The organism is Streptosporangium amethystogenes subsp. fukuiense, assembly GCF_042665875.1.
GTDB classification, from domain to species: Bacteria; Actinomycetota; Actinomycetes; order Streptosporangiales; family Streptosporangiaceae; genus Streptosporangium; species Streptosporangium fukuiense.
In genome coordinates this window covers 4,018,597-4,042,849 of record NZ_JBHTEE010000001.1, presented here as the reverse complement: position 1 = coordinate 4,042,849, position 24,253 = coordinate 4,018,597, and the positions used below count along the sequence as shown (strand labels likewise).

Sequence of the window (24,253 nt, the reverse complement as noted above, 5' to 3'; positions counted from 1 at the left end):
CAGACCCGGCCGGCCGGTCAGGTCAGTCCGGTTTCCGGGAGGTCAGGCGCAGCGAGGCGAAGGCGGCGCGGTGGTCGCTGCCCGCCGCCCGCTCGACGCCCGCCCCGGTGGCGGTCAGGCCGCGGTAGAGGATGTGGTCGGGGCGGGTGACGGGGAAGGCCGCGGGCCAGGTGAAGCCGAATCCCGTACCGGCCTCCTGCTGGGCGTCCGACAGCGGCGGCACCAGGCCGGAGCGCTTGCGGTCGGTGGTGGCGGTGTTGAGGTCGCCGAGCAGCAGCAGGCGCGCGCTGTCGTCCTTGTCGATCATCCTGCGGGCGTAGGCGAGGGTCTCGTCACGCTGGGCGGTCTGGCCCGGCCGGGCGGAGGCGAGATGCATGACGTACACGGTCAGCCTCCCCTTGGGGGTGGCGACCACCGCTCGCAGCGCCCGCGCCCAGTCGAGGCCGATGTCGGCCTTGCGGGCCTCGACGATCGGGAACCGGCTCCACAGGCCGACCGTGGCGATCCGGTAGTGGTGGGGAAAGCGTTCGCTGAGGACCTCCGCCGCCGGGCCTCCTGGAGTCAGCTCCTGCACCGCGACCAGGTCACGGCCCTTGGAGACCGACCGTACGGCCTCGGCCGAGTCGGCGTTCGCCGCGCCCACGTTGAGCGTGGCGACCGACAGGTCGCTGGGACCGCCGGGCGGGCTGCGCAGCAGCGTCGGGCCGAACATGAGACCCCAGACGGTCGCCGGGAGCAGCGCCGCGAAGATCACCTGCCATGAGCGGGTGGCCAGCGCGCAGATCAGCAGGACGGGTATCGCGACGCCGAGCCAGGGAAGGAGGCTCTCCAGCACGGGAGTGAAACCGCCCAGTTCCGGCAGGAACCGGTGCCCTCCGAGAATCAGGGCCAGGACTCCCGCCACCACGATGATCGACCGCCTCAGCACACCCCTCCTTGCCGCCGCCGAAGATCCTCTACCCCGGAATGCGTAGGCTACCGGCCCGGCGGTGCGGGGCTTGGTGCTTCGGCGGTGAGTCGATAGCCTTTGTAGCCAAGGCAACGGAACAACATTCGGTTTCGTCGGCGCTGCGGAAGGACGATCTCACGATGCGTATCGGTATGGCCCTGAGCTACTCGGGGGGCTTCAAGGAGACGGTGGCCGAACTGGCCGACTACGAGAAGGCCGGTCTCGACATCGTCTTCGTCGCCGAGGCATACAGTTTCGACGCGGTCAGCCAGATGGGCTACATCGCGGCCAAGACCGAGAGGCTGCAGATCGCCTCCGGCATCCTGCCGATCTACTCCCGCACCCCCGCACTGCTGGCCATGACCGCGGCGGGCCTGGACTACGTCTCCGACGGCCGCTTCACCCTCGGTCTGGGGGCCTCGGGGCCGCAGGTCATCGAGGGCTTCCACGGCGTCCCGTACCACGCCCCGCTCGGACGCACCCGCGAGGTCATCGAGATCTGCCGCCAGGTGTGGCGGCGTGAGCGCCTGAACTACGAGGGCAGGCACTACACCGTCCCGCTCCCCGCGGATCGGGGGACCGGTCTCGGCAAGCCGTTGAAGCTCATCAACCACCCGCTCCGCGACCGCATCCCCGTCGTGATCGCCGCCATCGGTCCCAAGAACGTCGAGCTGGCCGCCGAGCTGGCCGAGGGCTGGGAGCCGATCTTCTACATGCCGGAGAAGGCCGCCGAGGTGTGGGGCGCCTCCCTGGCGGCGGGCCGGGCCAGGCGGGACCCGGCGCTGGGAGAGCTGGACGTGATCGCCCAGGCGTCGCTGGCCATCGGCGACGACGTCTCGGGCTGGCTGGAGCTGGGCCGCCCGATGGCCGCCCTCTACATCGGCGGGATGGGGGCCAAGGGCAGGAACTTCTACAACGACCTCGCCCGCAGGTACGGCTACGAGAAGGAGGCCGAGCAGATCCAGAACCTCTACCTGGAGGGGAAGAAGGACGAGGCCGCCGCGCTCGTTCCGCAGGAGATGCTGGAGAAGATGTCGCTGATCGGCCCGGAGGGGCATGTCAGGGAGCGGCTGCAGGCGATGCGCGAGTCGGGTGTCACGACCATCAACGTCGCCCCGCTGGGACGCACCCACGCGGAGCGCCTCCGGCTCATCGAGAAGGTCAGGGAACTCGCCTCCTGACCCCCTCGCGGGGACCGGGACCCGGCGGGCGGGTGATCGGCGGGTCCAGGTTCCGTGAGGGGGCCGACGAGATCGGGTCAAGGTGACGACATTGGTCAAATCGGCCAATAGCATGCGTGCCATGACCGTCATCCACGTACAGCGCCGCGAGAACCTCGCGGCCCTGCTCCCCGCTCACGAGGCGGATGCGATCCTGGTCACCGGCGGCGTGAACGTGCGCTACCTGACCGGCCTGGCCAGCTCCAACGCGGCGGTCCTGATCCGGGCCGACGGCGGCGCCACACTGGCCACCGACTCCCGCTACATCGGGGCCGCCCGGCGGTTGTGCGCCGACATAGAGGTGGTCGAGGAGTCCGACGTCGCCGGGGCGCTGCTGCCGGAGAGCGGCCGGACCGGGGTCGAGGCCGACCACATGTCGGTCGCCACCTACTTCAGGCTGGGCGGCGGCCACCTGCGCCTCTCCGGGCTGGTGGAGGCGGTGCGCATGGTCAAGGACGACACCGAGATCGATCTCATCCGCACCGCGTGCGAGCTCACCGACCGGGCCTTCGCCGAGGTCCTGCCCGAACTGCGCCCGGGGCTGACCGAGAAGGAGGTCGCCAGGGCGCTGGAGCGCCGGATGGCCGAGCTGGGCGCGGACGGGCTCGCCTTCGACACGATCGTCGCGAGCGGGCCCAACGGCGCGATCCCGCACCATTCGCCCTCGGACCGGCCGCTGGAGCGCGGAGACCTGGTCACCATGGACTTCGGGGCGCTGCATGAGGGCTACCACGCCGACATGACCAGAACCGTGGCGATCGGCGAGCCCGCCGACTGGCAGCGCGAGCTGTACGACCTGGTCCGCGCCTCCCAGCGGGCCGGTTGCCGGGCGGTGCGGACCGGTGCGGCGCTCCACGAGGTGGACGCCGCGGCCCGCGACCTGATCGCCGAGGCGGGATACGGGGAGTTCTTCAAGCACGGTCTCGGCCACGGGGTCGGGCTGGAGATCCACGAGAAGCCGTTCCTGTCTCCGCGAAAGCCAGAGCCTGACCACGAGCACGCTAGAATAGAGGACCGAGTTCCGGTCACGGTTGAACCTGGGGTATATCTTCCCGGCAAGGGCGGTGTCCGCATCGAGGACACGCTCGTGGCGCGTGACGGCGGGCCGGAACTTCTCACCCGGACGACCAAAGAGCTGCTCGTCCTCTAAGAGCGGCCGTACGCAGGAGAGAACTAGTGGCGACGACGAACGACCTCAAGAACGGCCTGGTGCTCAAGCTCGACGGCGGTGAGCTCTGGGCTGTCGTGGAGTTCCAGCACGTCAAGCCCGGCAAGGGCGGCGCGTTCGTCCGCACCAAGCTCAAGAACGTGCTATCGGGCAAGGTCGTCGACAAGACCTTCAACGCGGGCGTCAAGGTCGAGGTGGCCAACGTCGACAAGCGCGAGATGCAGTTCTCGTACATGGACGGCGACGACTACGTCTTCATGGACACCGAGACCTACGACATGCTCCATGTCTCCAGGGTCGCGGTCGGCGACTCCGCCAACTACCTGCTGGAGAACATGCTGGCCACCGTGGCGATCAACGAGGGCAACGTCCTCTACGTCGACCTGCCCGCGGCCGTCGAACTGATCGTCGCCGAGACCGAGCCCGGCCTCCAGGGCGACCGCTCCACCGGCGGCACCAAGCCCGCCAAGCTGGAGACCGGTGCCGAGATCAAGGTGCCGCTGTTCATCACCACCGGTGAGAAGGTCAAGGTCGACACCCGCACCGGCGATTATCTCGGCCGCGCCTGATGTCGGCACGGGGTAAGGCGCGCAGGCGCGCGCTGGACATCCTCTTCGAGGCGGAGGCACGGAGCGAGGACCCGCTCAGCGTTCTCGCCGAGCGCCTGGAGCGGGCCGAGCCGCCCGTGAACGAGTACACCACGACGATCGTCGAAGGCGTGTGCAGGCACCGGGCACGTATCGACGAGCTGATCACCGCCTACGCCGACGGCTGGACGCTCGACCGCATGCCCGCGGTCGACCGCAACCTGCTGCGCGGCGGCACCTACGAGCTGCTGTGGATGCCCGACGTCCCCGAGGGCGTCGTCATCAGTGAGTGGGTCAGCCTGGCCTCCGAGCTGTCGACCGACGAGTCGCCGCAGTTCGTCAACGGCCTGATGGCCAGGTTCAAGCAGCTCAAGCCGTCGCTGACGCTCTGACCGCGCCCCGCGGGGAGCCGGTCCCCGTCTCCCCGCCTCGGCGCGCACCCGCACGGCTCCTCATCCACCCGCACACCCCGCACCCGCACGGGCCGGTCCCCGCGGCCCCGACCGCCCTCCTCGTGGCCGGACGGCCGGGTCCGTCCATCCGGGGAAAAAGACTCGATCAATTACGAGTGTGGATAGTCCTTGGGCCGCGCCGGGGGACGCGCGGCGTAGGCTGGGCTCGTCACGTATGAGGAGGCGATCTGAAGTTGCACGCCGTAGGCATCTCACGGCACGCAGGCACCCCGGCGGTCCGCACCGCGGTCGTATGGGACGTCCTGAGCGCCGTGCTGGCCGAGCGGGTGGCCGCGACGGGCCGTGATCGGCTCGACATCGTCGACGCCGGGGGCGGCACGGGTGGTTTCGCCGTTCCCCTGGCCGACCTGGGCCACGCCGTGACGGTCGTCGACCCCAGCCCCGACTCGCTCGCCGCGCTGGAGCGCCGTGCGGCGGAGGCGGGGGTGCAGGTGCGCGCCCTGCAGGGGGACGCCGCGGACCTGGGGGAGCTGCTCCCGAGCGGTGGCGCCGACCTGGTGCTCTGCCACAGCGTGCTGGAGTACGTGGAGGATCCGATCGGCGCGGTGACGGCCATGGCCGACCTGCTGCGCGAGGGCGGCGTGATCAGCGTGCTCGCCGCGAACCCGCTCGCCGCCGCGCTGCACCGGGCCTTCGCCGGACGCTTCGACGAGGCCCGCCGGGCCCTGGACGACCCCGAGGGCCGCTGGGGTGACCGCGACCCCACACCCAGGCGCTTCACCCGGGAGGCACTGGAGCGGCTGCTCACCGTGACCGGCTTCGCGCCCGGCGAGGTGCACGGTGTGCGGATCTTCGCCGACCTGGTGCCCAGCAGGCTGCTCGACGGCGAACCCGGAGCCGCACGCGCCCTGGTCGACCTGGAGCAGGCGGCGGCGGTGCACCCGGTGCTCCGCGACATCGCGACCCAACTGCACGTGCTTGGCCACCGGTGAGCACCACATCGAACGCGTGTTCCCGTAGGATGGCGTCGTGTCGAGAAAGCAGCAGATGCCGCGCCCGGAATCGGATCTGGGAACGGACGACACCGGCTGCCCGATCCTCCATGTCGACATGGACGCCTTCTACGCCGGTGTCGAGTTGCGCGAGCGCCCCGAGCTCAGCGGAGCCCCCGTCATCATCGGCGCGCCCGGCGCGCGCGGGGTGGTGCTCAGTGCCACCTACGAGGCCCGGAGGTTCGGGGTGCACTCGGCCATGCCCATGACCCGGGCCCGACGGCTCTGCCCTCACGCGGTGATCATCCCGCCGAGCCGTGGCAAGTACGCGGAGGTCTCCCGGCGTGTCATGGAGATCTTCCGAACCTTCACCCCCGAGGTCGAGCCGATAGCCTCCGATGAGGCGTTCCTGGACGTCGGCGGGGCACGCAAGCGCCTCGGCCCCCCGGCGGAGATCGCCCGGATGATCCGTGAGCAGGTCGTGCGCGAGCAGGGCGTCACCTGCTCGGTGGGAGTCGCCAACAGCAAGTTCGTGGCAAAGCTCGCCTCGCGCCACTGCAAGCCGGACGGGCTGTTCGTGGTGCCCGCCGACCGGGTGGTCGACTTCCTGCACCCGCTCCCGGTGGCGGCGCTGTGGGGTGTCGGGGAGCGCACCGAGCGGTCGCTGGCCCGGCTCGGCATCAAGACGGTCGGCGACCTCGCCAGGGTCCCGGTGGACACGCTCCGGCGCGAGCTGGGCCAGGCGGCGGGCGAGCACCTCGCGGCGCTCGCCTGGGGGCGCGACGAGCGCCCGGTGACCCCGCACGTTCCGGACAAGAGCATCGGCGCGGAAGAGACATTCGCCACAGACGTCGCGGACCCCGTGGAGATCCGCAGGGAGCTTCTCCGGCTCTCCGAGCGGGTCGCGGCCAGGCTCAGGCAGGGGGGCAGCGTCGGCCGCACGGTCAGCGTCAAGCTCCGCCGTGCCGACTTCACCACCCTGTCCCGCTCCCGGAGCCTGCACGAGCCCACGGACGTGGCCAAGATCCTGTACGACGTCGCCTGCGCCCTCTACACCGCCTCCGGCCTGGAGAACGTCCAGCTGAGGTTGGTCGGAGTACGGGTGGAGAACCTCAGCCCGGCCGACGGGGCGAGCAGGCAGCTCGGCCTCGGAGAGCGTGAGACGGGCTGGCGGGAGGCCGAGCAGGCGATGGACAGGGCCGCCCGCAGATTCGGTCACAATGCGGTGCTCCCGGCCTCCCTTGTTCGCCCGCCGTTTGATGGAATAGACCCATGACGCGGCCTCCGGTTTGGACTACGTTGGACGTTTTCTTTCGTCTACGTCTACAGCCTCGTATTCTGGGGATAACCGACCGCGAGGTTCGGACACCCCGTGTCGTCCGTCACCGTCTTCCCCGTCCTGGGGCTGTCCTTGGGAGGCGCCGTGCCGCTCTCTGAGCACGAGCAGCGCTTGCTCGACCAGATCGAGCAGGCACTCTACGCCGAGGACCCGAAGTGGGCCAACACCGTCAGGATCAGTGATCCCCGCAGCCACTACAGGCGCCGCCTGGTGAAGGCCTCCATCGGCTTCATCCTGGGTGTCGTCCTGCTGATGGTCGGCGTTGTGATCATCAACATCCCGCTCGGCGTCGGCGGTTTCGTGGTCATGCTCGCCGCGTGTCTGTGGGGTCTGTCCAGCTGGAAGCGGATGAACGGGTTCGGTGAGGCCGGCGCGGCCGTACCGTCCGATCAGCCGCGGGGCAAGGGGGGACGCCGCGGTGGCTCCCGCCAGAGCTTCATGGAACGCATGGAGGAGCGCTGGCGCCGTCGTAACGACGAGCACTAGCCGCCGGGCTCGCCGCCGTTCGCGGCGGCGGATCTCCTCCCCGACCCCCTGACGACAAGGGCCGCTCCCGATTGGAAGCGGCCCCTGCCATCCGGTGAATCCGCCTTGCTCAGGCGCCCCTCCCGGTCGGCCTGCGGAGCCGGATGTTCTCCAGCCGGTCGAAGCCGTCCAGCACCCGCCCGCCGAGCCCTCGCATCCGCAGGAGCGTGGAGGGCGGCAGCAGCACGGCCCTGATCCGCCTGCCACGGGTCACGGTGGCGGCCAGCGCCCGCCGCACACTTCGCAGGTCCGCACGGAGCGTGCCGGTCTCACCCGGGGTCCTGGCGTAGAGCATCCGCTCCACCGCCGAGGTGATCCTTTCCAGCGCGGCGGCGGCCTCCGGCTCGAACCCGTACTGCTCGGTCAGCCGCCTGGCCAGCGCGCGCGGGCTCTCACTCGCCTGCCGCGACATCCCGTAGTCGCACAGGGCGTCGTCGAGTTCGGCCCAGGACGCCCTCACCGCCGACTCCCGCCGGATGCCCCTGAGCGCCGTGGCGCCGGCCGGATCCTCCCCGTCGGGATCCCTGACCCGCCGGGTGTGGTACCTGCCGCGGCGGGCCCGCAGCTGCCAGCGGATCATCGCCGGGATCAGCGCGACCAGCAGCGCGATCACGACTCCGATGCCGATTCGCGCGGCCGGCGGCATGCCCTCGTCCAGTGCGACCGGCAGGCCGCCGGAGTCGAGGTCGAGCGTCCGGTCACGGCGGCCGGCCGCCGCCCCGCCGGTGGGGTCGGAGTCGCCGGGGTCCGCCGACGGGGCCGTGATCGGCTCGTCGGGGGTGGCCGACGCCACCTCGGGCCGGGTGTAGGAGGGGACCGTCGCGCTGCCCTGGCCCGCCCCGCCCGTCGGCGTGGGCTCGAAACGGAGCCACCCGGTTCCCTCGAAGTACAGCTCGGGCCAGGCGTGCGAGTCATGGGTGCGCACCTGCCACTGCCCGGACAGGCTGCCGCCGCCGGTGTAGCCGATGGCGACCCGGGAGGGGATGCCCAGGACACGCGCCAGCACCGCCATGGAGGCGGCGAACTGCTCGCAGTAACCGGTCCGGTTGCGGATCAGGAAGTCGGTCAGCGCCGGGCCGTCGTGTCCCTGGGTGGCCAGGCTGTAGGTGAATCCGCCCTTCTCCGTGAAGAACTCCTGCAGCTGGATCGCCTGCTCGTACTGGCTGGAGTCACGCTTGGTCACCCGGGTGGCCAGTTCCCTGATCTCCTCGGGCAGGCTCTCGGGCAACGCCAGGTACCGTTCCCTGATCGCCGGATCCGCCGGATCCGCCGCCTTGAGCCTCTCCGCCGTGGGCTCGGGCTCGGCGGTGACCACCTGGTAGGTCAGGCCCCCGGCGGTGTTCCTGGTGGAGAAGACCATGAGCGTGTCGCGGTCGGGCCGCCAGTCGCCCTCCACCGCGACCCTGGACGCGGGGTAGGGCAACGGCAGGAAGCTCAGCCTCCTGACCTGCTCGCTCACCGTGATGTCGAGGGTCGCCGGCGTGACGGGCAGGTCCGCGCCCTGGCCTGGGGGCGGTGGCATCGGTGAGTCGGAGGTCCGGTCCTCAGGGCGGCCCCTGGGCTCCGACATCGTCCACTGCTCGCCGTCGAAGACGTCGAGGGAGTACATCCGCAGGTAGCGCGGCGTGCCGTCGCTGACCGTGTAGGTCAGCACCGTGGAGTTCTCCGGCAGCGACAGCTGGCCGCGCAGGTTGACGATGGGGTTCGGGATGCTGATCGAGTTGCCGCCACCCTTGCCGTTGCCCACACCGAACGAGAACAGCGGGTTGGGCTCCAGCGGAGGGAGCAGCAGGGGCAGCAGGACGGCCAGCACGATCGCGGTGAAGCCGATGCGCCTGCCGGACAGCCGTAGCGTCCCGGCATCGGAGGAGGGCCGCGTGACGGTGAAGGAGGACGTCCGGCGCACCAGCACCGCCCGGCCCCAGTGGCTGACCCGCTCCCGTCCGTCGGCGACGAGCACGCCGAGATAGCCCAGGGCGCCGATGATGAACGCCGGCCAGCTGATCGGCTCGGCGACCACCGCCGCCGGGACGGTGAACAGCGCCAGCAGCGGCAGCCCGGTGAGGGCCGCCCTGCGCAGCCGCGCGGCCAGCAGGTCGGCGGTGATCGCGATCAGGCCGACGCCGCCGCAGGTGAGCAGGACGATTCCATCGTTGTCCGGCACCGGGGCGGCGAACCGCTGGATGTCGGCGAAGCCCGTCGCCAGCAGCTCGGCCAGTGCCAGGACCGACTCCTTCGTGGGCATCGCCCTCGCCCACGCCTCGTCGCCGACGAACACCGCGGTCAGGTAGATCCAGAGCGCGAGCACCTGGGCGGGCGGCACCAGCCAGCCGGGCAGCCTGTAGTGGCCGGCCAGCACGCCGATCCCGGTCACGACCAGGATCGCGCCGAGGCTGCTCCAGAACCAGGCGCCGCCCTGGAAGAGGGGATAGAGCGCGATCGCGACCGCTCCCGTGGCCACGCCCGACGCGATGGGAAGTCTCATGCGTTGCCCCTGCTCGCCAAGGATCGCCCGCGCTGCGCGGCGTCCTGCCACACGCTCGCGACGGAGACGCCGGCGGCCAGTCGCACGACGCGCCAGCCCGTCCCCGTCAACACCGCCCGCGCCGCCTGGAAGTTCTCGTCCTCGCCGAGTTCGGGCTGCTCCCATCCGGCCACGTCCAGCATCACGGCCACGCCGGTCATGTTGCCGTGCCTGACCCTGGCCAGCTCCCGGGCCTGGTCGAGGTCCATCCTGCCGAGCACGGCCACGATCAGCCCGTCGCCGCCGCCCTGGCGCAGCGCGCCGACGCCGTACTCCAGCGACCGCGCCGGGCTGGTCTTCACCACGGCCAGGGTGTCCAGCAGCGACAGGCTCAGCCCGCTGTCGGTGAGGTGCTCGGCCCCCTGGTCGGTGACCAGGCGCAGGCCGAGACCCTCATGGGCCAGGTGCACGCCGATGGAGGCGGCGGCCGAGACCGCGGTCTCGAACGACGAGCGCGGGCCCTCACCCCGGTGGGCGTACCGCCGCGTGTCCAGCAGCAGCGCACCTCTGCTCTGCCACTGCTGCTCCTCGCGCCGGACCATCAGCTCGCCGTGCCTGGCGGTCGAGCGCCAGTGCACCCGCCGCAGGTCGTCGCCCTGCCGGTACTCGCGCGGGGCGACGTCGTCGTCCCCCGCCGCCGCGACGCTTCTGGTACGGCTGTCACCGCCACCGGTCCACTCGCCGGCCAGCCGGACGTGGGGCAGCGCCACCACCTGGGGCGTCACCATCAGCGTGTCGCTGATGGTGAACGACCTGGTCAGCTCGACCAGGCCGAAGGGGTCGCTGATCCGGATGGAGAGCGGGCCGATGGTGAAGCGGCCGCGCAGGTCGGAGCGGACCCGGTAGTCGATCTCCCGGATGCCCTGCGGCTCCACCCGGTCCAGCACGAACCTGGGCCGGGCGCCGAGGGCGTAGGGAACGGTGTCCTCGACCATCAGCAGACCGGTCGGCAGCCGGGTGACGTTCTCCAGCCGCAGCGTCACGGTGGCCTCGCTGCCCATCTCGGTCCTGGGCGGATCCAGACGCCGCGCGCAGCTCAGCCGGTAGCGGGTACGGGCGACCACCATGGCCGCCAGCAGCGGCAGCGAGACGATCAGCACGCCGATCCTGAGCAGGTCGTGCTCGCCGAGGAGGAAGGCGCACAGCAGCGCCGCGACGCCGGACGCGATGAAGGACCGGCCGCGGGCGGTGAGCGCCTTGAGGCCGGAGGTCACCGGGCCTGGGCCTCGGGAACGGGAACCCGGCGGACCAGGTCGGCGATCACCTGCTCGGGCGGGCGGCGCTGCCCCTGAGCCTCGATGCTGGGCAGCAGCCGGTGCGCCAGTACGGGGACGCACAGCTCCTGCAGGTCGTCGGGGATGACGTAGTCGCGGCCGGCGAGCGCCGCGTGCGCCCGAGCGGCCCTGACCAGTTGCAGGGTCGAGCGGGGCGAGGCGCCCAGCCTCAGGTCGGGGGACTGGCGGGTGGCGGTCACCAGGTCGATCGCGTACTTCTTGATCGGCTGGGAGACGTAGACCCCGCGCACCGCCGAGATCAGCGCCTGCACCTCTTCGGTGGTGGCCACCGGCTCCAGCTTGTCCAGCGGGGAGGCGGCGCCGTGCACGTCGAGCATCTCCAGCTCCGCGGAGGGGGCCGGGTAGCCCATCGCGATCCTGGCGGTGAACCGGTCGCGCTGAGCCTCGGGCAGGGGGTAGGTGCCCTCCATCTCGATCGGGTTCTGTGTCGCGATCACCATGAAGGGGGAGTCCAGCCGGTAGGTCGCTCCGTCGACCGTGACCTGCTGCTCCTCCATGCACTCCAGCAGTGCCGACTGGGTCTTCGGCGAGGCACGGTTGATCTCGTCACCCACCACGATGTTGGCGAAGACCGGGCCCGGCTTGAACTCGAACTCCCTGGTCTGCTGGTTGTAGGCGCTCACTCCGGTGATGTCGCTCGGCAACAGGTCGGGGGTGAACTGCACGCGGCGCACCGGGCAGTCGATGGAGCGCGCCAAGGCCTTGGCGAGCATGGTCTTGCCGACTCCGGGCACATCCTCGATGAGCAGATGGCCCTCGGCGAGTAGTACGGTCAAGGTCAGGCGGATGACGTCACTTTTGCCTTCGATCACCGATTCGATCGACTGGCGGATCCGGTGCGCGGTGACAACAAGATCATCGAGCTGAGGTGAGACGTCATGAGTTACTGCCACCAGGCCTCCATGAGGATGCGGCGGTTGTGCGCCGGGGGTTGCCGTTGCGGAATCTTTGCGATCCCGTTACTCATTCTGTTTACGACCCTACGGCGCCACGCGTTCCGGCGGCGACCTTATGTGGTCATCAAGGATGATTTCGGGTGATCAGCCACAGTGTGTGCCATGATCGTCGCGTTTCTGTGCGAGTGACGTGTCGATCCTGTGACGGGCACGGTGCTGTTTCACCTTCCACCATTCTTCACCGCCTTACAGCCCATTTCATGATCTTTGGACTATTCGGCAATCTTCCCGACACGCCCGTGACGTATGCCGGGCCGCTTACCCCCTCCACTCCGCACCACCCCATTTGAACTGGGGAAATGTCGGCGAAACCCGCCGCGAAGAGGCGCGGAATCAGTTGACGGTGGAGAGAAGTGGAGTATGGTGGTGCGCAGTGGAGGGCAAGGCCGCGACGCCTGGTTCTCCGCTGGGCACGGGAGGTGGAGCCGATGTTCCTCGGCACTCACCACCTGCGTCTCGATGAGAAGGGACGGCTGTTCCTGCCGGCGAAGTACCGTGAGGAGCTGGCGGAGGGTCTGGTGATCACCAAAGGCCAGGAGCGTTGCCTCTACGTCTTTCCCGTAGAGGAGTTCCAGCGCATAACCGAGGCTCTGCGCAACGCACCGGTGACCGCCAAGGCGGTCCGTGACTACAGTCGCGTCCTTTTCGCCAGCGCATCCGACGAGGTCGCCGACAAACAGGGGCGGATCACCGTTCCGCAGGCTCTGCGCGAATACGCCGGCCTGCGCCGTGACTGTGTGGTCATCGGAGCCAACACCCGGCTGGAGATCTGGGACGAGCACGCCTGGAGCGCCTATCTGGCCGACCAAGAGCAGGCTTTCGCCGATCTGTCGGAGGAGGTGCTGCCAGGGATTTTGTGACTCCACGGTCGACTCATCGGTAAAACGTCGTTCGGCGAGGTCTCCACCCGCAACCACCTGCCCGTCAGCTGATGCACCTTCCCCGGTGTCAGGTGACGGACGGATACGCGGGTGCGGATGGGGACCTGGCCGGACGGCCCCGGGGGTGGGGGCCAGTTTCAAGACACCGGTGAGCGTCCGCCGCGCGTCCGTGGGACGGGGCGGGAAATAAGGAGGGTTGCGCTTCATGCGCGCCGAAAACCACAGCCATGATCTCCAGGCGCCGGGGGGACACGTCCCCGTCATGCTCGACCGGGTGCTGGAGTTGCTCGCTCCGGCGCTGGCCCGCCCCGCCCCCGTGCTCGTCGACGCCAACCTCGGGCTCGGCGGCCATGCCGAGGCACTGCTCGCCGCGCACCCCTCGCTCCATCTGATCGGGATCGACCGCGACCCCACCGCCATCGAGCGCTCCACGGCCAGGCTCGCGCCGTACTCGGACCGGATCACGCTGGTGCGCGCGGTCTCCGACGAGCTCTCCGAGGTGTTGGCCGACGCCGGCCATCCCCGGGTCGACGCCGCCCTGTTCGACCTGGGGGTCTCCTCTCCGCAGCTGGACGAGGCCGAGCGCGGTTTCGCCTACTCCTACGACGCGCCGCTGGACATGCGGATGGACCGTGACGAGGAGCTCACGGCCGAGATCGTGGTCAACACCTACCCGGCCGCCGAGCTGATCCGGATCCTGCGGGATTACGGAGAAGAACGATTCGCCCCGCGTGTCGCGCATCTAATCCTCAAGGAAAGGGCCAGGGAGGCCATAACGTCTACCAAGCGGCTTGCGGAGATCGTCCGGACGGCGATCCCCGCCGCTACCCGCAGGACCGGGGGCAACCCCGCTAAAAGGACTTTTCAGGCGTTGCGGATCGAGGTGAACGCGGAGTTGACGGCGCTGGAACGCGCGCTCCCAGCCGCGCTCGACGCATTGACGCTGGGCGGGCGCGTCGTCGTGCTCGCGTACCACTCCCTCGAGGACCGGCTGACAAAGCAGGTCATCACCGCGCGGACCAGGGACACCGGCCCCGTTGGCCTCCCTGTCCCGCTGCCGGCTCACCAGCCGCGGTTCGCGCTCCTGACGAGGGGAGCCGAGCTTCCGAGCGAAGAGGAGGTGGCCCGCAACCCGCGGGCGGCCTCTGCCCGGTGTCGGGCGGCAGAGAGGATCCGTGAGGCAGTTGACGAGGAGTGAGACAGACGTCCGACGTGCCGCGCCCAGCCGTGCCGTGCCCGGTCGCGGCGCGCGTCCCGTGCGCGTCCCCCGTGCGATGCCGCAGGGGCGCCGCGGCCCGGCCAGGCCCGTGCCCGTCTCCGGTCCGGCCGCCCCGGCCGCGGCCCGTCGCGCGCGGGCGCCGAGGGCTCCCTTCGTGCTGCTCGTGGTCGGCCTGCTCTGCGGCGGCCTGGTCAGTCTGCTGCTGCTGAACGCCGTGCTCGCCAAGGACTCCTTCAGGGCCAACGGGCTGCGCAAGGAGATCAGCGGGCTGCGCATCGAGAAAGAGGCGAAGAAGAGCGCGAACACGCGGCTGGAGATGCCCGACGCGGTCGCGAAGAGCAACGAGTACCAGGGGCTTGGGCCCGACTGGGACACCGCGCGTGTCATCACTCCCGACAAACCCGCCAGCAGGGCCGCCAGTGACGGTCAGACGCCCGCAGGGCAGGAGCGAGTGCCGGGCACGGGCCAGTGAGAGAGAGCGGCGGACGGGGGCCCGGACAGGGCCGTGGCGGCTCCTCGGGCGGATCGGCGGGAAGCCCGGGCCGGCGCTCTCCCGGCGGTCCCGGCCGGACGGGCAGACCTGGCGGAGGAGCCTCGGACGCCCCCGGCAGGCCGGGTTCCGAGGGCGCCGGGCCCTCGGGTGCTCCCGGCGTCCCCGACGGCCCCGGCGGGCCCGCCTCTTCGGGCAGGCCCCCGGCGTCCGGCAGGTCCGGTCCGCCGAGATCGTCCGGTTCCTCTGGTTCCGGCCGTGCGGGTTCCGCCGGCCGGGCGCAGGGCGCCGATGGGCCGGGCAGGCCCGGTTCCTCGGGCAGGTCGTCCGGTTCCGGTCGCGCGGGCTCTTCGGGCAGGCCGTCCACCACGGGTTCCGGCCGGGCGGGTTCTCCGGCCAGGGGACGGGGGGACGAGAAGGCGTCCGGTGCCGCCAGGGGGCGATCCTCCGCCGAAGGCCCGGGTAAGGGCCAGGGGACGGGGCGGACCGGCAGGTCGGGCTCCGCCGCGAGGCCGTCCGCTTCGGGCGGCTCCGGCCGGGCGTCCACCTCCGGCGGTCCCGGCAGGACGGGCTCGCCCGGCCGGCCGGCGGCCTCGGAGGGCACCGGCAGACCTGGCAGATCCGACAAACCCGATAAATCCGATAGGTCCGCCAAGCCCACCAGGTCCGGCTCTCCGGCGAGGCCGCCGGCCGCGGGCACGTCCGGCGGCTCCGGCTCTCCCGGTCGGCAGGGTTCCACCGGCAGGCAGGGAACAGGCACGAGGCCGCCCGTCCCCTACCCGCCCGGCCGGGCGGGCGCACGTCCGGGCAGGGGTGCCTCCGGGGTTCCGGACGTCCCCTCGATACTCCGGACCACGGGTGGCTCCGGCAGGTCCGGCGGCCCCTCGGCGCCGCGCAGGCCCACCGGCTCCGAGACCGCGCGCGGACCGGCGCGGTCCGCGCGACCCCAGGAGTCACCGGGCCCGCAGGGCCGGGCGCGGCCCGCGCCAAGACGCGGAACCGAGCGGCCGCAGGAGCAGGAGCACACGCGCGCGATGGGACGCGGCGGCGGCAGGCCGCCGCGGCCTCCGGCGCGCCCGTCCGCGGTGCTGCGCCTGGGCAACCCCCGCAGGCGTATCGGCATCGGCCTGATGGCGATGACCTTCGTGCTGTCCATCTTCGCGGGGCGGCTCATCCAGCTTCAGGGCCTCGACTCGAAGGTCTACACCGCCGAGGCGGCCAAGCAGCGCGTACAGGGTGAGAAGCTGCCCGCCAGAAGGGGCTCGATCACCGACGTCAACGGACACGAGCTCGCGCTGACCGTGGAGGCGCGCGAGATCTTCGTCGACCCCTCGCAGGTCGTCGCCGCGCAGCGCGACCGGGTGGCCACGGCCCTGGCCAAGGAGCTGAACGAGCCCAAGGAGCCGATCGCCGCCAAGCTGGCCGACGCCACCAGCCACTACGCGCAGGTCGCCGCCGCCGTCGATCCCGCACTCGCCCAGCGGATCATGGCGTACGGGTTCAAAGGCGTCGGCAGCAAGCACCGCTACCGGCGCGACTACCCGGGCGGTGACCTGGCGGGCAGCCTGCTGGGTTTCGTCGGCACCGACGGCACGGGACTGGCCGGGCTGGAGAACACCTACGACAGGCTGCTCGCGGGCCGAGACGGCGAGCAGATCATCGAGACGGGCGCCAGGGGGCAGCGCATCCCGATGACCCGCAGCACCCTGCGGGCGCCCATCGAGGGCAGGGACGTGCGGCTGACCATCAACCGCGACGTCCAGTGGGCCGCGCAGAAGGCGATCGGCGAGCAGGTCAAGGCCACCGGGTCGCGCACCGGCAGCGCCATCGTGATGGACACGCAGACCGGTCAGGTGATCGCCATGGCGAACGCGCCGGAGCTCGACCTGAAGAACTGGAAGGACTCCCCGGTGGAGGACCGGGGCAACCGGTCGGTCACGGACGTGTTCGAGCCGGGCAGCACCAACAAGGTCATCACCGCCGCGGCGGCACTGGAGTCGGGGGCCGTGCGGCCGGACACCCTGTTCACCGTCCCCGACCAGATCAGGTGTGCCGACCGGGTGCTGAAGGACGCCCACCCACATGCCGTCGAGCGCCTGACCTTCTCGGGCGTCGTGGCGACCTCCAGCAACGTGGGCACGATCCTGGCCACCCAGAAGATCGGCGACGAGAAGCTCCACTCGATGCTCCAGCGCTTCGGTTTCGGCGCGAGACCCGGCACCGGGCTGCCGGGGGAGGAGGCGGGGCTGCTGCCCGACTGGAAGGACTGGTCGGGCAGCCAGCGCTGCACGATCGCCTACGGCCAGGGCATCTCGGTGACCGCGCTCCAGACGGCGAGCGTCTACCAGACCATCGCCAACGGCGGGGTGCGCGTCACCCCGCAGATCGTGGCCGGCACGACCGGCGAGAACGGCGCGTTCACGCCGTCCGCGCCGGGTAAGCGGACCCGGGTGGTCAGTGAGCGTACGGCGCGGGAGATCGCCGCCATGCTGGAGGCCGCGGTGAGCGAGGAGGGCACCGGCAACCTCGCCGCGATCGACGGCTACCGGGTGGCGGGCAAGACGGGCACCGCGATGCGCTACGACACCAGCTGCCAGGGCTACTGCGGATATACCGCGACGTTCGTTGGCTTTGCTCCGGTGGACAAGCCCCGCCTGGTCGTCCTGGCGGTGCTCCAGGACCCCCAGCAGGGCCACTACGGTGGGGAGATCGCCGCCCCGGTCTTCAAGCAGCTGATGACGTTCGCGTTGAAGAGCGGAAAGATTCCCCCGACCGGAACCCGGCCCTCCCCGGTGCGGATACGCGCAGGGAGGTGACGAGTGAAGGTACGCTCTCGCCGTGCATCCCCCGTCGTCCATGCGACCCTCAACCAGTTCACCCCGTCCGCTCTCCGGGCTGGCGAGCCTCATCGGCGCGCCCTCGGGCACGTCACGAGCGCCGCTGGCCGCGGTGTCCGGGATCACCATCGACTCGCGCCAGGTGTGTCGTGGAGATCTCTACGTCGCGCTGCCGGGAGCCACCGCCCACGGGGCCGACTTCTCCGCGCAGGCCCTCGCCGCGGGTGCCGCCGCGATCCTGACCGATGAGGCGGGCAGACAGGCCGCGGTCGCGACCGGCCTGCCCGTCCTCGTCGTGCCCAACCCACGCCGCCTGCTGGGACAGGTCTCCGCCTGGGTGTACGGCAATCCCGCGGCGGACGTGATGGTCATCGGCGTCACCGGTACCAGTGGCAAGTCCACCACCACCTTTCTGCTGGAGGCCGGACTGCGGGCCGCGGGACACCGGCCGGGGCTGATCGGGGGTGTGGAGATCCACGTCGGTGAGCTGCGTTTCGCGCCGAAGCTCACCACGCCGGAGGCCAGCGACCTGCAGGGCCTGTTCGCCCTGATGCGTGAGCGGGGCGTCACCGCCGCGGCCATGGAGGTCTCCAGCCACGCGCTGGCGCTGGGCCGGGTCGACGAGGTGTTCTACGACGTGGCGCTGTTCACCAACCTGTCGCAGGACCACCTCGACTTCCACCGGGATCTCGACGACTACTTCGCGACGAAGGCCCGGTTGTTCACCCCCGAGATGAGCAGGGTGGGCGTCGTCAACATCGACGACGCCCACGGGCGGGAGCTCCTCGGCACCGCGAAGATCCCGATGACCACCTTCTCCGCCGAGGGCGCCGTGGAGGCCGACTGGCGGGCCGTGGACGTGCGGCTGGGGCCCGAGGGCAGCACCTTCAAGATCGTGGGCCCCGGCGGCGTCGAGGAGGCCGCGACGATCGCCCTGCCCGGCCCGTTCAACGTGGCCAACGCCCTGGGCGCCGTCGTCGCGCTGGTGGAGGCCGGTGTGCCGCTGCGAACCGCGGTGGCGGGCCTGGGTACGCTGGCAGGGGTTCCGGGCCGGATGGAGCGGGTTCCCGGCGGGGAGGACTTCCAGGCCATCGTCGACTACTCGCACAAGCCCGGTGCGGTCGAGTCCGTCCTGTGCTCGCTGCGCGAGGTCACCACGGGCAGGCTCATCGTGGTCCTCGGCTGCGGGGGCGACCGTGACCGTGGTAAACGCCCAATGATGGGAGAAGCCGCCGCAAGGCTGGCAGATGTGGCTATTCTCACCAGCGACAACCCCCGCTCCGAGGATCCCCTGCGGATCCTCGCGGAGATGATGGACGGAGTTCTCGGTGTGTCCCAGGATGGACGCGCACATGTGATCATTGAGCCTGATCGTGCCGCGGCCATCGACCTGGCCATCGGCCGGGCGGGTTTCGGCGACGTCGTCGTCGTGGCCGGCAAGGGTCACGAGCAGGGCCAGTACATCGGCGACCAGGTGCTTCCTTTCGATGACAGGCAGGTCGTGGCCGACGCGATCGTCAGGCGCCGGAACCGCACCGGGCGCCGAAGCACGTATGGAGAGTAGGGAAGACGCATCATGATCCCGTTGCCGCTGGCCAGAATCGCCGAGATCACCTCGGGGGCCCTCGCGGGCATGGCCGACCCACGCGCGGTGGTGCGCGGCCCGGTCGTCATCGACTCCCGCGCCGTCGAACCGGGGTCGCTGTTCGTCGCGATCAAGGGTGAACGGGTCGACGGGCACGACTTCGCCGCCCAGGCCGTCGAGGCCGGGGCGGTCGCCGTGCTGGCCTCCCGGCCGGTCGACGTCCCCGCCGTCATCGTCGGCGACACCGTGGCGGCCATGACCGGCCTGGCCACCGCCGTCTGCGCCGAACTGCCGGCCACCACGGTCATCGGCATCACCGGCTCGGCGGGCAAGACCACCACCAAGGACCTGCTGGCCAGGCTCACCGCCAGGATCGGTCCAACGGTCGCCCCCGTCGGGTCGTTCAACAACGAGATCGGCCACCCGCTGACCGTGTTGAAGGCCGATGAGAACACCCGCTACCTGGTGCTGGAGCTCAGCGCACGCGACGTCGGGCACATCGCCCACCTGGCCCGTATCGCCCCGCCGAGGATCGGCGTGGTCCTCAACGTCGGCACCGCCCACCTGGGCGTGTTCGGCGGCAAGGAGGAGATCGCCAGGGCCAAGGGCGAACTGGTCGAGGCGCTGCCCGCCGACGGCGTGGCCGTGCTCAACCTCGACGACCCGCTGGTGGCCGCCATGGCCGGGCGCACCGGCGCCCGCGTCACCTGGTACGGCCGGAGCGAGGACGCCGACGTACGGGCCGAGAACGTGACCGTCGACGAGCGGGGGCGCGCCTCCTTCGTACTGCGCACCCCGTCCGGCGCCGCCCCGGTCGCCCTCCGCCTGTACGGTGAGCACGCGGTGGAGAACGCGCTGGCGGCCGCGGCCGCCGCCTACGAGCTCGGCCTGCCGGTCGCCACCATCGCCGAGGAGCTGTCGGAGGCCGAGCCCCGCAGCCGCTGGCGGATGGAGGTCACCGACCGCGAGGACGGGGTGACCGTGATCAACGACGCCTACAACGCCAACCCCGACTCCATGCGCGCCGCCTTCGGCGCTCTGGACGCGCTCGCGGGCGGTCGCCGCCGCTTCGCGGTCATCGCCGCCCTGCGCGAGCTGGGCGAGGAGGGGCCCGCGCTCAACGAGGAACTGGGCCGGCTGGCCGGGGGCGCGGGTCTGGCCGCTCTGTTCGTCGTCGGCCCCGACGCCGAACCGATCCTGGCCGGGGCGGAGGCCGCCGTACGGGAGGCGGCGGGCCGCACGCCCGCGGCGCACGCGGAGGCCCCGCGCGAGGTGGACGGCCCGCCGGGGGCGGGAGAGCCGCCGGGCACCGGTCCGGCGGCACGCCTCTCGCCCGTCACCTCCTTCGGCGACGCCCCGGAAACCGGGATCCAGGGCGCCACCCGGGTCTCGCACGCCGCCGACGCGGCACAGGCGGGTGCGGAGCTGTCGGCACTGCTGGCCCCCGGTGATGTCGTGCTCGTCAAGGGACCGCGCGCCGCGGGTCTTGAGCGGGTGGCCGCGGCGCTGCTCGGAGGTGATCGCCGATGAGGGAGATCCTCGTCGCGGCGGCGATCAGCCTGCTGCTGTCCATGCTGGGCACGCCGCTGGCGATCCGCCTGTTCTCCCGGCGCGGCTACGGGCAGAGCATCAGGGAGGAGGGACCCTCCGGCCACCACGACAAACGCGGCACCCCCACCATGGGCGGCACCGTGATCGTGATCGCCGCGCTGGTCGGCTTCGCCTGCGCCCACCTCTACAGCTTCACACCGCCCACGGTCTCCGCGGTCCTGGTGCTGTTCCTGATGACGGGCCTGGGCGCGGTCGGCTTCCTGGACGACTTCATCAAGATCTACAAGCAGCGCAGCCTGGGCCTGCGCAGCGGTGCCAAGGCGCTGGGCCAGCTCATCGTCGGCGCGGTCTTCGCGATCCTGGTGACCCGTTTCCCCAACGCCTACCTGATCACCCCGGCCGAGACGCGCCTGTCGTTCCTGAGGGACTTCGGCCCCTCCATCGGGCTCATCGGGTTCATCATCTGGGTGCTGATCATGATCGTGGGCTTCTCCAACGCGGTGAACCTCACCGACGGTCTCGACGGCCTGGCCAGCGGTGCCACCGGCGTGGTGCTGGCCTCGTACGTGCTGATCGGCAACTGGCAGCTGCGCAACAGCTGCACCACCCAGCTCGGGCCCAACTGCTACTGGGTCCGCGACCCGCTGGACCTGGCCGTGGTCGCCGCGGCGGTGCTCGGCGCGCTGGTCGGCTTCCTGTGGTGGAACGCCCCACCGGCGAAGATCTTCATGGGTGACACCGGTTCGCTGGCCCTGGGCGGCGTGCTCGCCGGACTGGCCATCACCACCAGGACCCAGCTCCTGCTGATCATCCTCGCCGGGATGTGCGTGCTCATCACCATGTCGGTGATCATCCAGGTCGGCTCCTTCAAGATGACCGGTAAACGGGTCTTCAGGATGGCCCCGCTCCAGCACCACTTCGAGCTGAAGGGCTGGGCCGAGACCACCATCGTGGTCCGCTTCTGGCTGATCGCCGCCCTGTGCGCGGCCGCCGGGCTGGGGATCTTCTACGTGGAATGGATGCCCAGGCTGTGAGTGGGAAAGGCCATGTGATCTGCGTCGCCGGGCTGGGGGTCTCGGGCACGGCCGTGGCCCGCACGATGGCCGCGAGGGGCGAGAAGGTGGTCGTCCTGGAGGGCAGGGACGACGAGCGGGCCAGGGCGCTCGCGGGCGAGCTCGCCGAGCTCGGTGTCGAGGTCCGCTTCGGTGAGTCCGCGGAGCCCCCGGCGGGCACCTCGCTGATCGTCACCACGGGCTGGCCGCCGCACCACCCGCTGCTCGCCGCCGCCGCGGCGGCGGGGATCGAGGTGATCGGCGAGGTCGAGCTGGCCTGGCGGCTCCGCCCGGGCCAAGCCGCTCCCTGGCTGGCGCTGACCGGCACCAACGGCAAGACCACCGTGGTCCGGATGCTCACCTCGATGCTCCTGGCCGCCGGGCATCGGGCGCTCGCCGTCGGCAACGTCGGCACCCCGGTGGTGGAGGCGGTCGCCGGAGCCGGCGACGTGCTGGCGGTGGAGCTGTCCAGCTTCCAGCTGCACCGCTCGCCCAGCATCGCCCCGTACGCGGCCGCGGTGCTCAACGTGGCTCCGGACCACCTCGACTGGCACGGCTCCATGGAGGAGTACGCCCGGGTCAAGGGGGAGATCTTCGCCAGGGCCGGGACCGTCGTGTACAACGCCGACGACGAGTGGGCGACCCGTCTCGCCGCGCCGTACGAGAGCGCGGCGGCACGCAGCGTGGGCTTCACCCTCGGCGTGCCCGCGCCGGGCCAGCTCGGCGTGGTCGAGGACCTGCTGGTGGACCGGGCGTTCGTGGCCGACCCCGCGAGCAACGCGGAGGAGCTCGCCTCGTTCGACGACGTCCGCCCGTTCGCGCCGCACAACGTGGCCAACGCGCTCGCCGCCGCGGCGCTGGCCAGGGCCTACGGGGTGAGCGCCGCCGCGGTGCGCGAGGGCCTGCTGGCCTTCGTGCCCGACCCCCACCGGATCGCGCACGTGGCCAGGGTCGCCGAGGTCGACTACGTGGACGACTCCAAGGCCACCAACCCGCACGCCGCCGCCGCCTCGCTGGCCGCCTACCCGTCGATCGTCTGGGTGGCGGGCGGGTTGCTCAAGGGCGCGGACGTCGGCGAGCTGGTACGCCGCGCCGCGCCCCGCCTGCGCGGCGCGGTCCTGCTGGGCGCCGACCGCGAACGAATTCGCGAGGCTCTGGCGCGACACGCCGGGAATGTTCCGGTGGTGGAGGTGGCCGGGCAAGACACTGGGGTCATGGACCGTGTCGTCACCGAAGCCGCCAGGCTCGCCACCCCCGGAGACACCGTGCTGCTGGCCCCGGCCGGCGCCTCCTGGGACATGTTCTCCGGTTATCCCGCCCGAGGGGAGGCGTTCGCCCGAGCCGTGCACCGTCTCGCCGCAGGGCACGACGGGGGACGGGTGTGAGCGCGACGGCGCAGGAGGGCGCCCCCCGGGGCCAGGACGGCTTCCGCGAGCACCTGCTCGCCTTCCGCGAGCTGCTCAACCGGCCGTTGACCTCGTACTACCTGATCCTGGGGTGCAGCGCCCTGCTGCTGGTGCTCGGCCTGATGATGGTGCTGTCGGCGTCCAGCATCGAGGCGCTGCAGGAGATGGGCGATCCCTTCTACTGGTTCTTCAAGCAGTCGATCTCGGCCGCGATCGGTCTCCCGCTGATGTGGGTCTGCGCCCAGCTGCCCCCCCGGTTCTTCAGGCTCGCCGGCTACCCGCTGATGGCGCTGTCGATCCTCGGGCTGGTGCTGGTGCTGTTCGTCGGCACCTCCCAGCTCGGCGCTCAGCGCTGGATCGACCTCGGCCCCATCTACCTGCAGCCGTCCGAGCCCGCCAAGCTCGGGCTGATCCTCTGGGGTGCCGACCTGCTGGCCCGCAGGGCGCGCAACGGCCTGATCGAATGGCGCAGCCTGTTCATCCCGCTGATGCCGGGCACCGCCATCCTGGCCGTCATGGTCATGCTGGGAAGCGACCTCGGCACCACGCTGGTGCTGATGATGATCTTCCTGTCGCTGCTCTGGGTGGTGGGCGCGCCGCTGAGGCTGTTCGGCGGGATCCTCGCGGTGGCGGTGCTCGCGACCATCGTCATGATCAGCACCGAGGGCTACCGCTCGGACCGGATCACGGGCTGGCTCGACCCGTGGGGCAACGCCCAGGGGTCCGGCTTCCAGGCCGTGCAGGGACAGATCGCGATGGGCAGCGGCGGCTGGTTCGGGCTGGGCCTGGGATCCAGCAGGCAGAAGTGGAGCTGGATCCCGCACGCGGAGAGCGACTTCATCTTCTCCATCCTCGGTGAGGAGCTCGGGCTGATGGGCACGCTCGTCGTGGTGGCCCTGTTCGGGCTGCTGGGCTACGCGGGGCTGCGGGTGGCCACCCGGGTGAAGGACCCGTTCGTCCGGCTCGCCTCCGCCGCCGCGGTCGCCTGGATCGCCGGTCAGGCGATCGTCAACATCGGCGCCGTCATCGGCGTGCTGCCCATCACCGGTATCCCGTTGCCGCTGGTCTCCTACGGTGGGTCGGCCCTGCTGCCCACCCTGGCCACCCTCGGCATGCTCCTGTCGTTCGCCAAGCACGAACCCGGCGCCCGCGAGGCTCTCGCGGCCCATGGCCCCGGACCGGTGGCGCGGGGCCTAAGCTGGCTTGGCCTGGGTGGTCCGGCCAGGAAACGACGGCCGGGCCGTGGAAGACGATAAGCGAAAGG

20 protein-coding genes are annotated in these 24,253 nt (G+C 71.2%); 16 read left to right on the top strand and 4 right to left on the bottom strand.

The features are described from left to right. Window positions 1–22 precede the first annotated feature (22 nt). Window positions 23–928, bottom strand: coding sequence for an endonuclease/exonuclease/phosphatase family protein (locus tag ACFQVD_RS17030; protein ID WP_343979499.1), 906 nt, complete (start codon window positions 926–928; stop codon window positions 23–25). A 161-nt stretch (window positions 929–1,089) separates the two neighbouring features. Here ACFQVD_RS17030 and ACFQVD_RS17025 point away from each other — a divergent pair, with 161 nt between their 5' ends. The 7 genes from ACFQVD_RS17025 to ACFQVD_RS16995 all read left to right on the top strand — a co-directional run bounded on the left by ACFQVD_RS17025 (window position 1,090) and on the right by ACFQVD_RS16995 (window position 7,154). Beyond that, window positions 1,090–2,130 (top strand): LLM class F420-dependent oxidoreductase, encoded by a 1,041-nt coding sequence (locus tag ACFQVD_RS17025; protein WP_343979496.1) that lies wholly within the window; start codon window positions 1,090–1,092, stop codon window positions 2,128–2,130. Window positions 2,131–2,251: 121 nt separating this feature from the next. Then, window positions 2,252–3,319, top strand: a complete 1,068-nt coding sequence (locus tag ACFQVD_RS17020; protein ID WP_343979493.1) for a M24 family metallopeptidase — start codon at window positions 2,252–2,254, stop codon at window positions 3,317–3,319. Window positions 3,320–3,345: 26 nt separating this feature from the next. Beyond that, the gene (efp, locus tag ACFQVD_RS17015; RefSeq protein WP_343979490.1) at window positions 3,346–3,906 is read left to right on the top strand and encodes an elongation factor P; all 561 of its coding nucleotides are present in this window, start codon (window positions 3,346–3,348) and stop codon (window positions 3,904–3,906) included. Then, window positions 3,906–4,316, top strand: a complete 411-nt coding sequence (gene nusB / locus ACFQVD_RS17010; RefSeq protein ID WP_343979487.1) for a transcription antitermination factor NusB — start codon at window positions 3,906–3,908, stop codon at window positions 4,314–4,316. The genes efp and nusB overlap by 1 nt, the downstream gene beginning before the upstream one ends. A 254-nt stretch (window positions 4,317–4,570) precedes the next feature. Beyond that, entirely contained in the window at window positions 4,571–5,329 is a 759-nt protein-coding gene (locus ACFQVD_RS17005; RefSeq protein ID WP_343979485.1) for a class I SAM-dependent methyltransferase, read from the top strand. Between the two features lie 55 nt (window positions 5,330–5,384). Next, entirely contained in the window at window positions 5,385–6,605 is a 1,221-nt protein-coding gene (gene dinB, locus ACFQVD_RS17000) for a DNA polymerase IV (protein WP_343979781.1), read from the top strand. Between the two features lie 147 nt (window positions 6,606–6,752). After that, window positions 6,753–7,154: a DUF3040 domain-containing protein gene (locus tag ACFQVD_RS16995; protein ID WP_343979778.1), complete on the top strand. Its 402-nt coding sequence runs from the start codon at window positions 6,753–6,755 to the stop codon at window positions 7,152–7,154. 109 nt (window positions 7,155–7,263) lie between these two features. On the opposite strand, the gene ACFQVD_RS16990 is transcribed toward ACFQVD_RS16995, so the two are convergent. From ACFQVD_RS16990 to ACFQVD_RS16980, 3 genes are read right to left on the bottom strand one after another with little or no spacing between them, the layout of a single operon-like run. Next, window positions 7,264–9,678, bottom strand: coding sequence for a transglutaminase TgpA family protein (locus ACFQVD_RS16990; protein ID WP_343979482.1), 2,415 nt, complete (start codon window positions 9,676–9,678; stop codon window positions 7,264–7,266). After that, the gene (locus ACFQVD_RS16985; RefSeq protein ID WP_343979479.1) at window positions 9,675–10,931 is read right to left on the bottom strand and encodes a DUF58 domain-containing protein; all 1,257 of its coding nucleotides are present in this window, start codon (window positions 10,929–10,931) and stop codon (window positions 9,675–9,677) included. The genes ACFQVD_RS16990 and ACFQVD_RS16985 overlap by 4 nt, the downstream gene beginning before the upstream one ends. After that, a complete protein-coding gene (locus tag ACFQVD_RS16980; RefSeq protein WP_343979476.1) occupies window positions 10,928–11,905 on the bottom strand; it encodes an AAA family ATPase in 978 nt (325 codons plus the stop codon). Before ACFQVD_RS16980 ends, ACFQVD_RS16985 begins: the two co-directional genes overlap by 4 nt. Window positions 11,906–12,396: 491 nt before the next feature. Between ACFQVD_RS16980 and mraZ the strand changes: the two genes are divergently transcribed. The 9 genes from mraZ (at window position 12,397) to ftsW (ending at window position 24,245) form a co-directional block, all read left to right on the top strand. After that, entirely contained in the window at window positions 12,397–12,828 is a 432-nt protein-coding gene (gene mraZ, locus ACFQVD_RS16975) for a division/cell wall cluster transcriptional repressor MraZ (RefSeq protein ID WP_343979473.1), read from the top strand. A gap of 226 nt (window positions 12,829–13,054) precedes the next feature. Further along, a complete protein-coding gene (rsmH, locus tag ACFQVD_RS16970; protein ID WP_343979468.1) occupies window positions 13,055–14,047 on the top strand; it encodes a 16S rRNA (cytosine(1402)-N(4))-methyltransferase RsmH in 993 nt (330 codons plus the stop codon). Between the two features lie 58 nt (window positions 14,048–14,105). Next, complete coding sequence (locus ACFQVD_RS16965; protein ID WP_386271496.1) at window positions 14,106–14,540, top strand: hypothetical protein; 435 nt, start codon at window positions 14,106–14,108, stop codon at window positions 14,538–14,540. Window positions 14,541–15,643: 1,103 nt separating this feature from the next. After that, entirely contained in the window at window positions 15,644–17,374 is a 1,731-nt protein-coding gene (locus tag ACFQVD_RS16960; RefSeq protein ID WP_449343695.1) for a peptidoglycan D,D-transpeptidase FtsI family protein, read from the top strand. 40 nt (window positions 17,375–17,414) lie between these two features. Continuing rightward, on the top strand, window positions 17,415–18,959 hold the full coding sequence (locus ACFQVD_RS16955) for a UDP-N-acetylmuramoyl-L-alanyl-D-glutamate--2,6-diaminopimelate ligase (protein WP_343982938.1): 1,545 nt from the start codon (window positions 17,415–17,417) through the stop codon (window positions 18,957–18,959). Window positions 18,960–18,971: 12 nt separating this feature from the next. After that, window positions 18,972–20,510 carry a UDP-N-acetylmuramoyl-tripeptide--D-alanyl-D-alanine ligase gene (locus ACFQVD_RS16950; protein WP_386271493.1) on the top strand — a complete coding sequence of 513 codons (1,539 nt, stop codon included), beginning with the start codon at window positions 18,972–18,974 and terminating at the stop codon, window positions 20,508–20,510. After that, window positions 20,507–21,565, top strand: a complete 1,059-nt coding sequence (gene mraY / locus ACFQVD_RS16945; protein ID WP_343980755.1) for a phospho-N-acetylmuramoyl-pentapeptide-transferase — start codon at window positions 20,507–20,509, stop codon at window positions 21,563–21,565. Before ACFQVD_RS16950 ends, mraY begins: the two co-directional genes overlap by 4 nt. After that, window positions 21,547–22,968 carry a UDP-N-acetylmuramoyl-L-alanine--D-glutamate ligase gene (gene murD / locus ACFQVD_RS16940; protein ID WP_343980752.1) on the top strand — a complete coding sequence of 474 codons (1,422 nt, stop codon included), beginning with the start codon at window positions 21,547–21,549 and terminating at the stop codon, window positions 22,966–22,968. Before mraY ends, murD begins: the two co-directional genes overlap by 19 nt. Continuing rightward, entirely contained in the window at window positions 22,965–24,245 is a 1,281-nt protein-coding gene (ftsW, locus tag ACFQVD_RS16935) for a putative lipid II flippase FtsW (protein WP_343980749.1), read from the top strand. The genes murD and ftsW overlap by 4 nt, the downstream gene beginning before the upstream one ends. The last annotated feature ends 8 nt before the right edge of the window (window positions 24,246–24,253 follow it).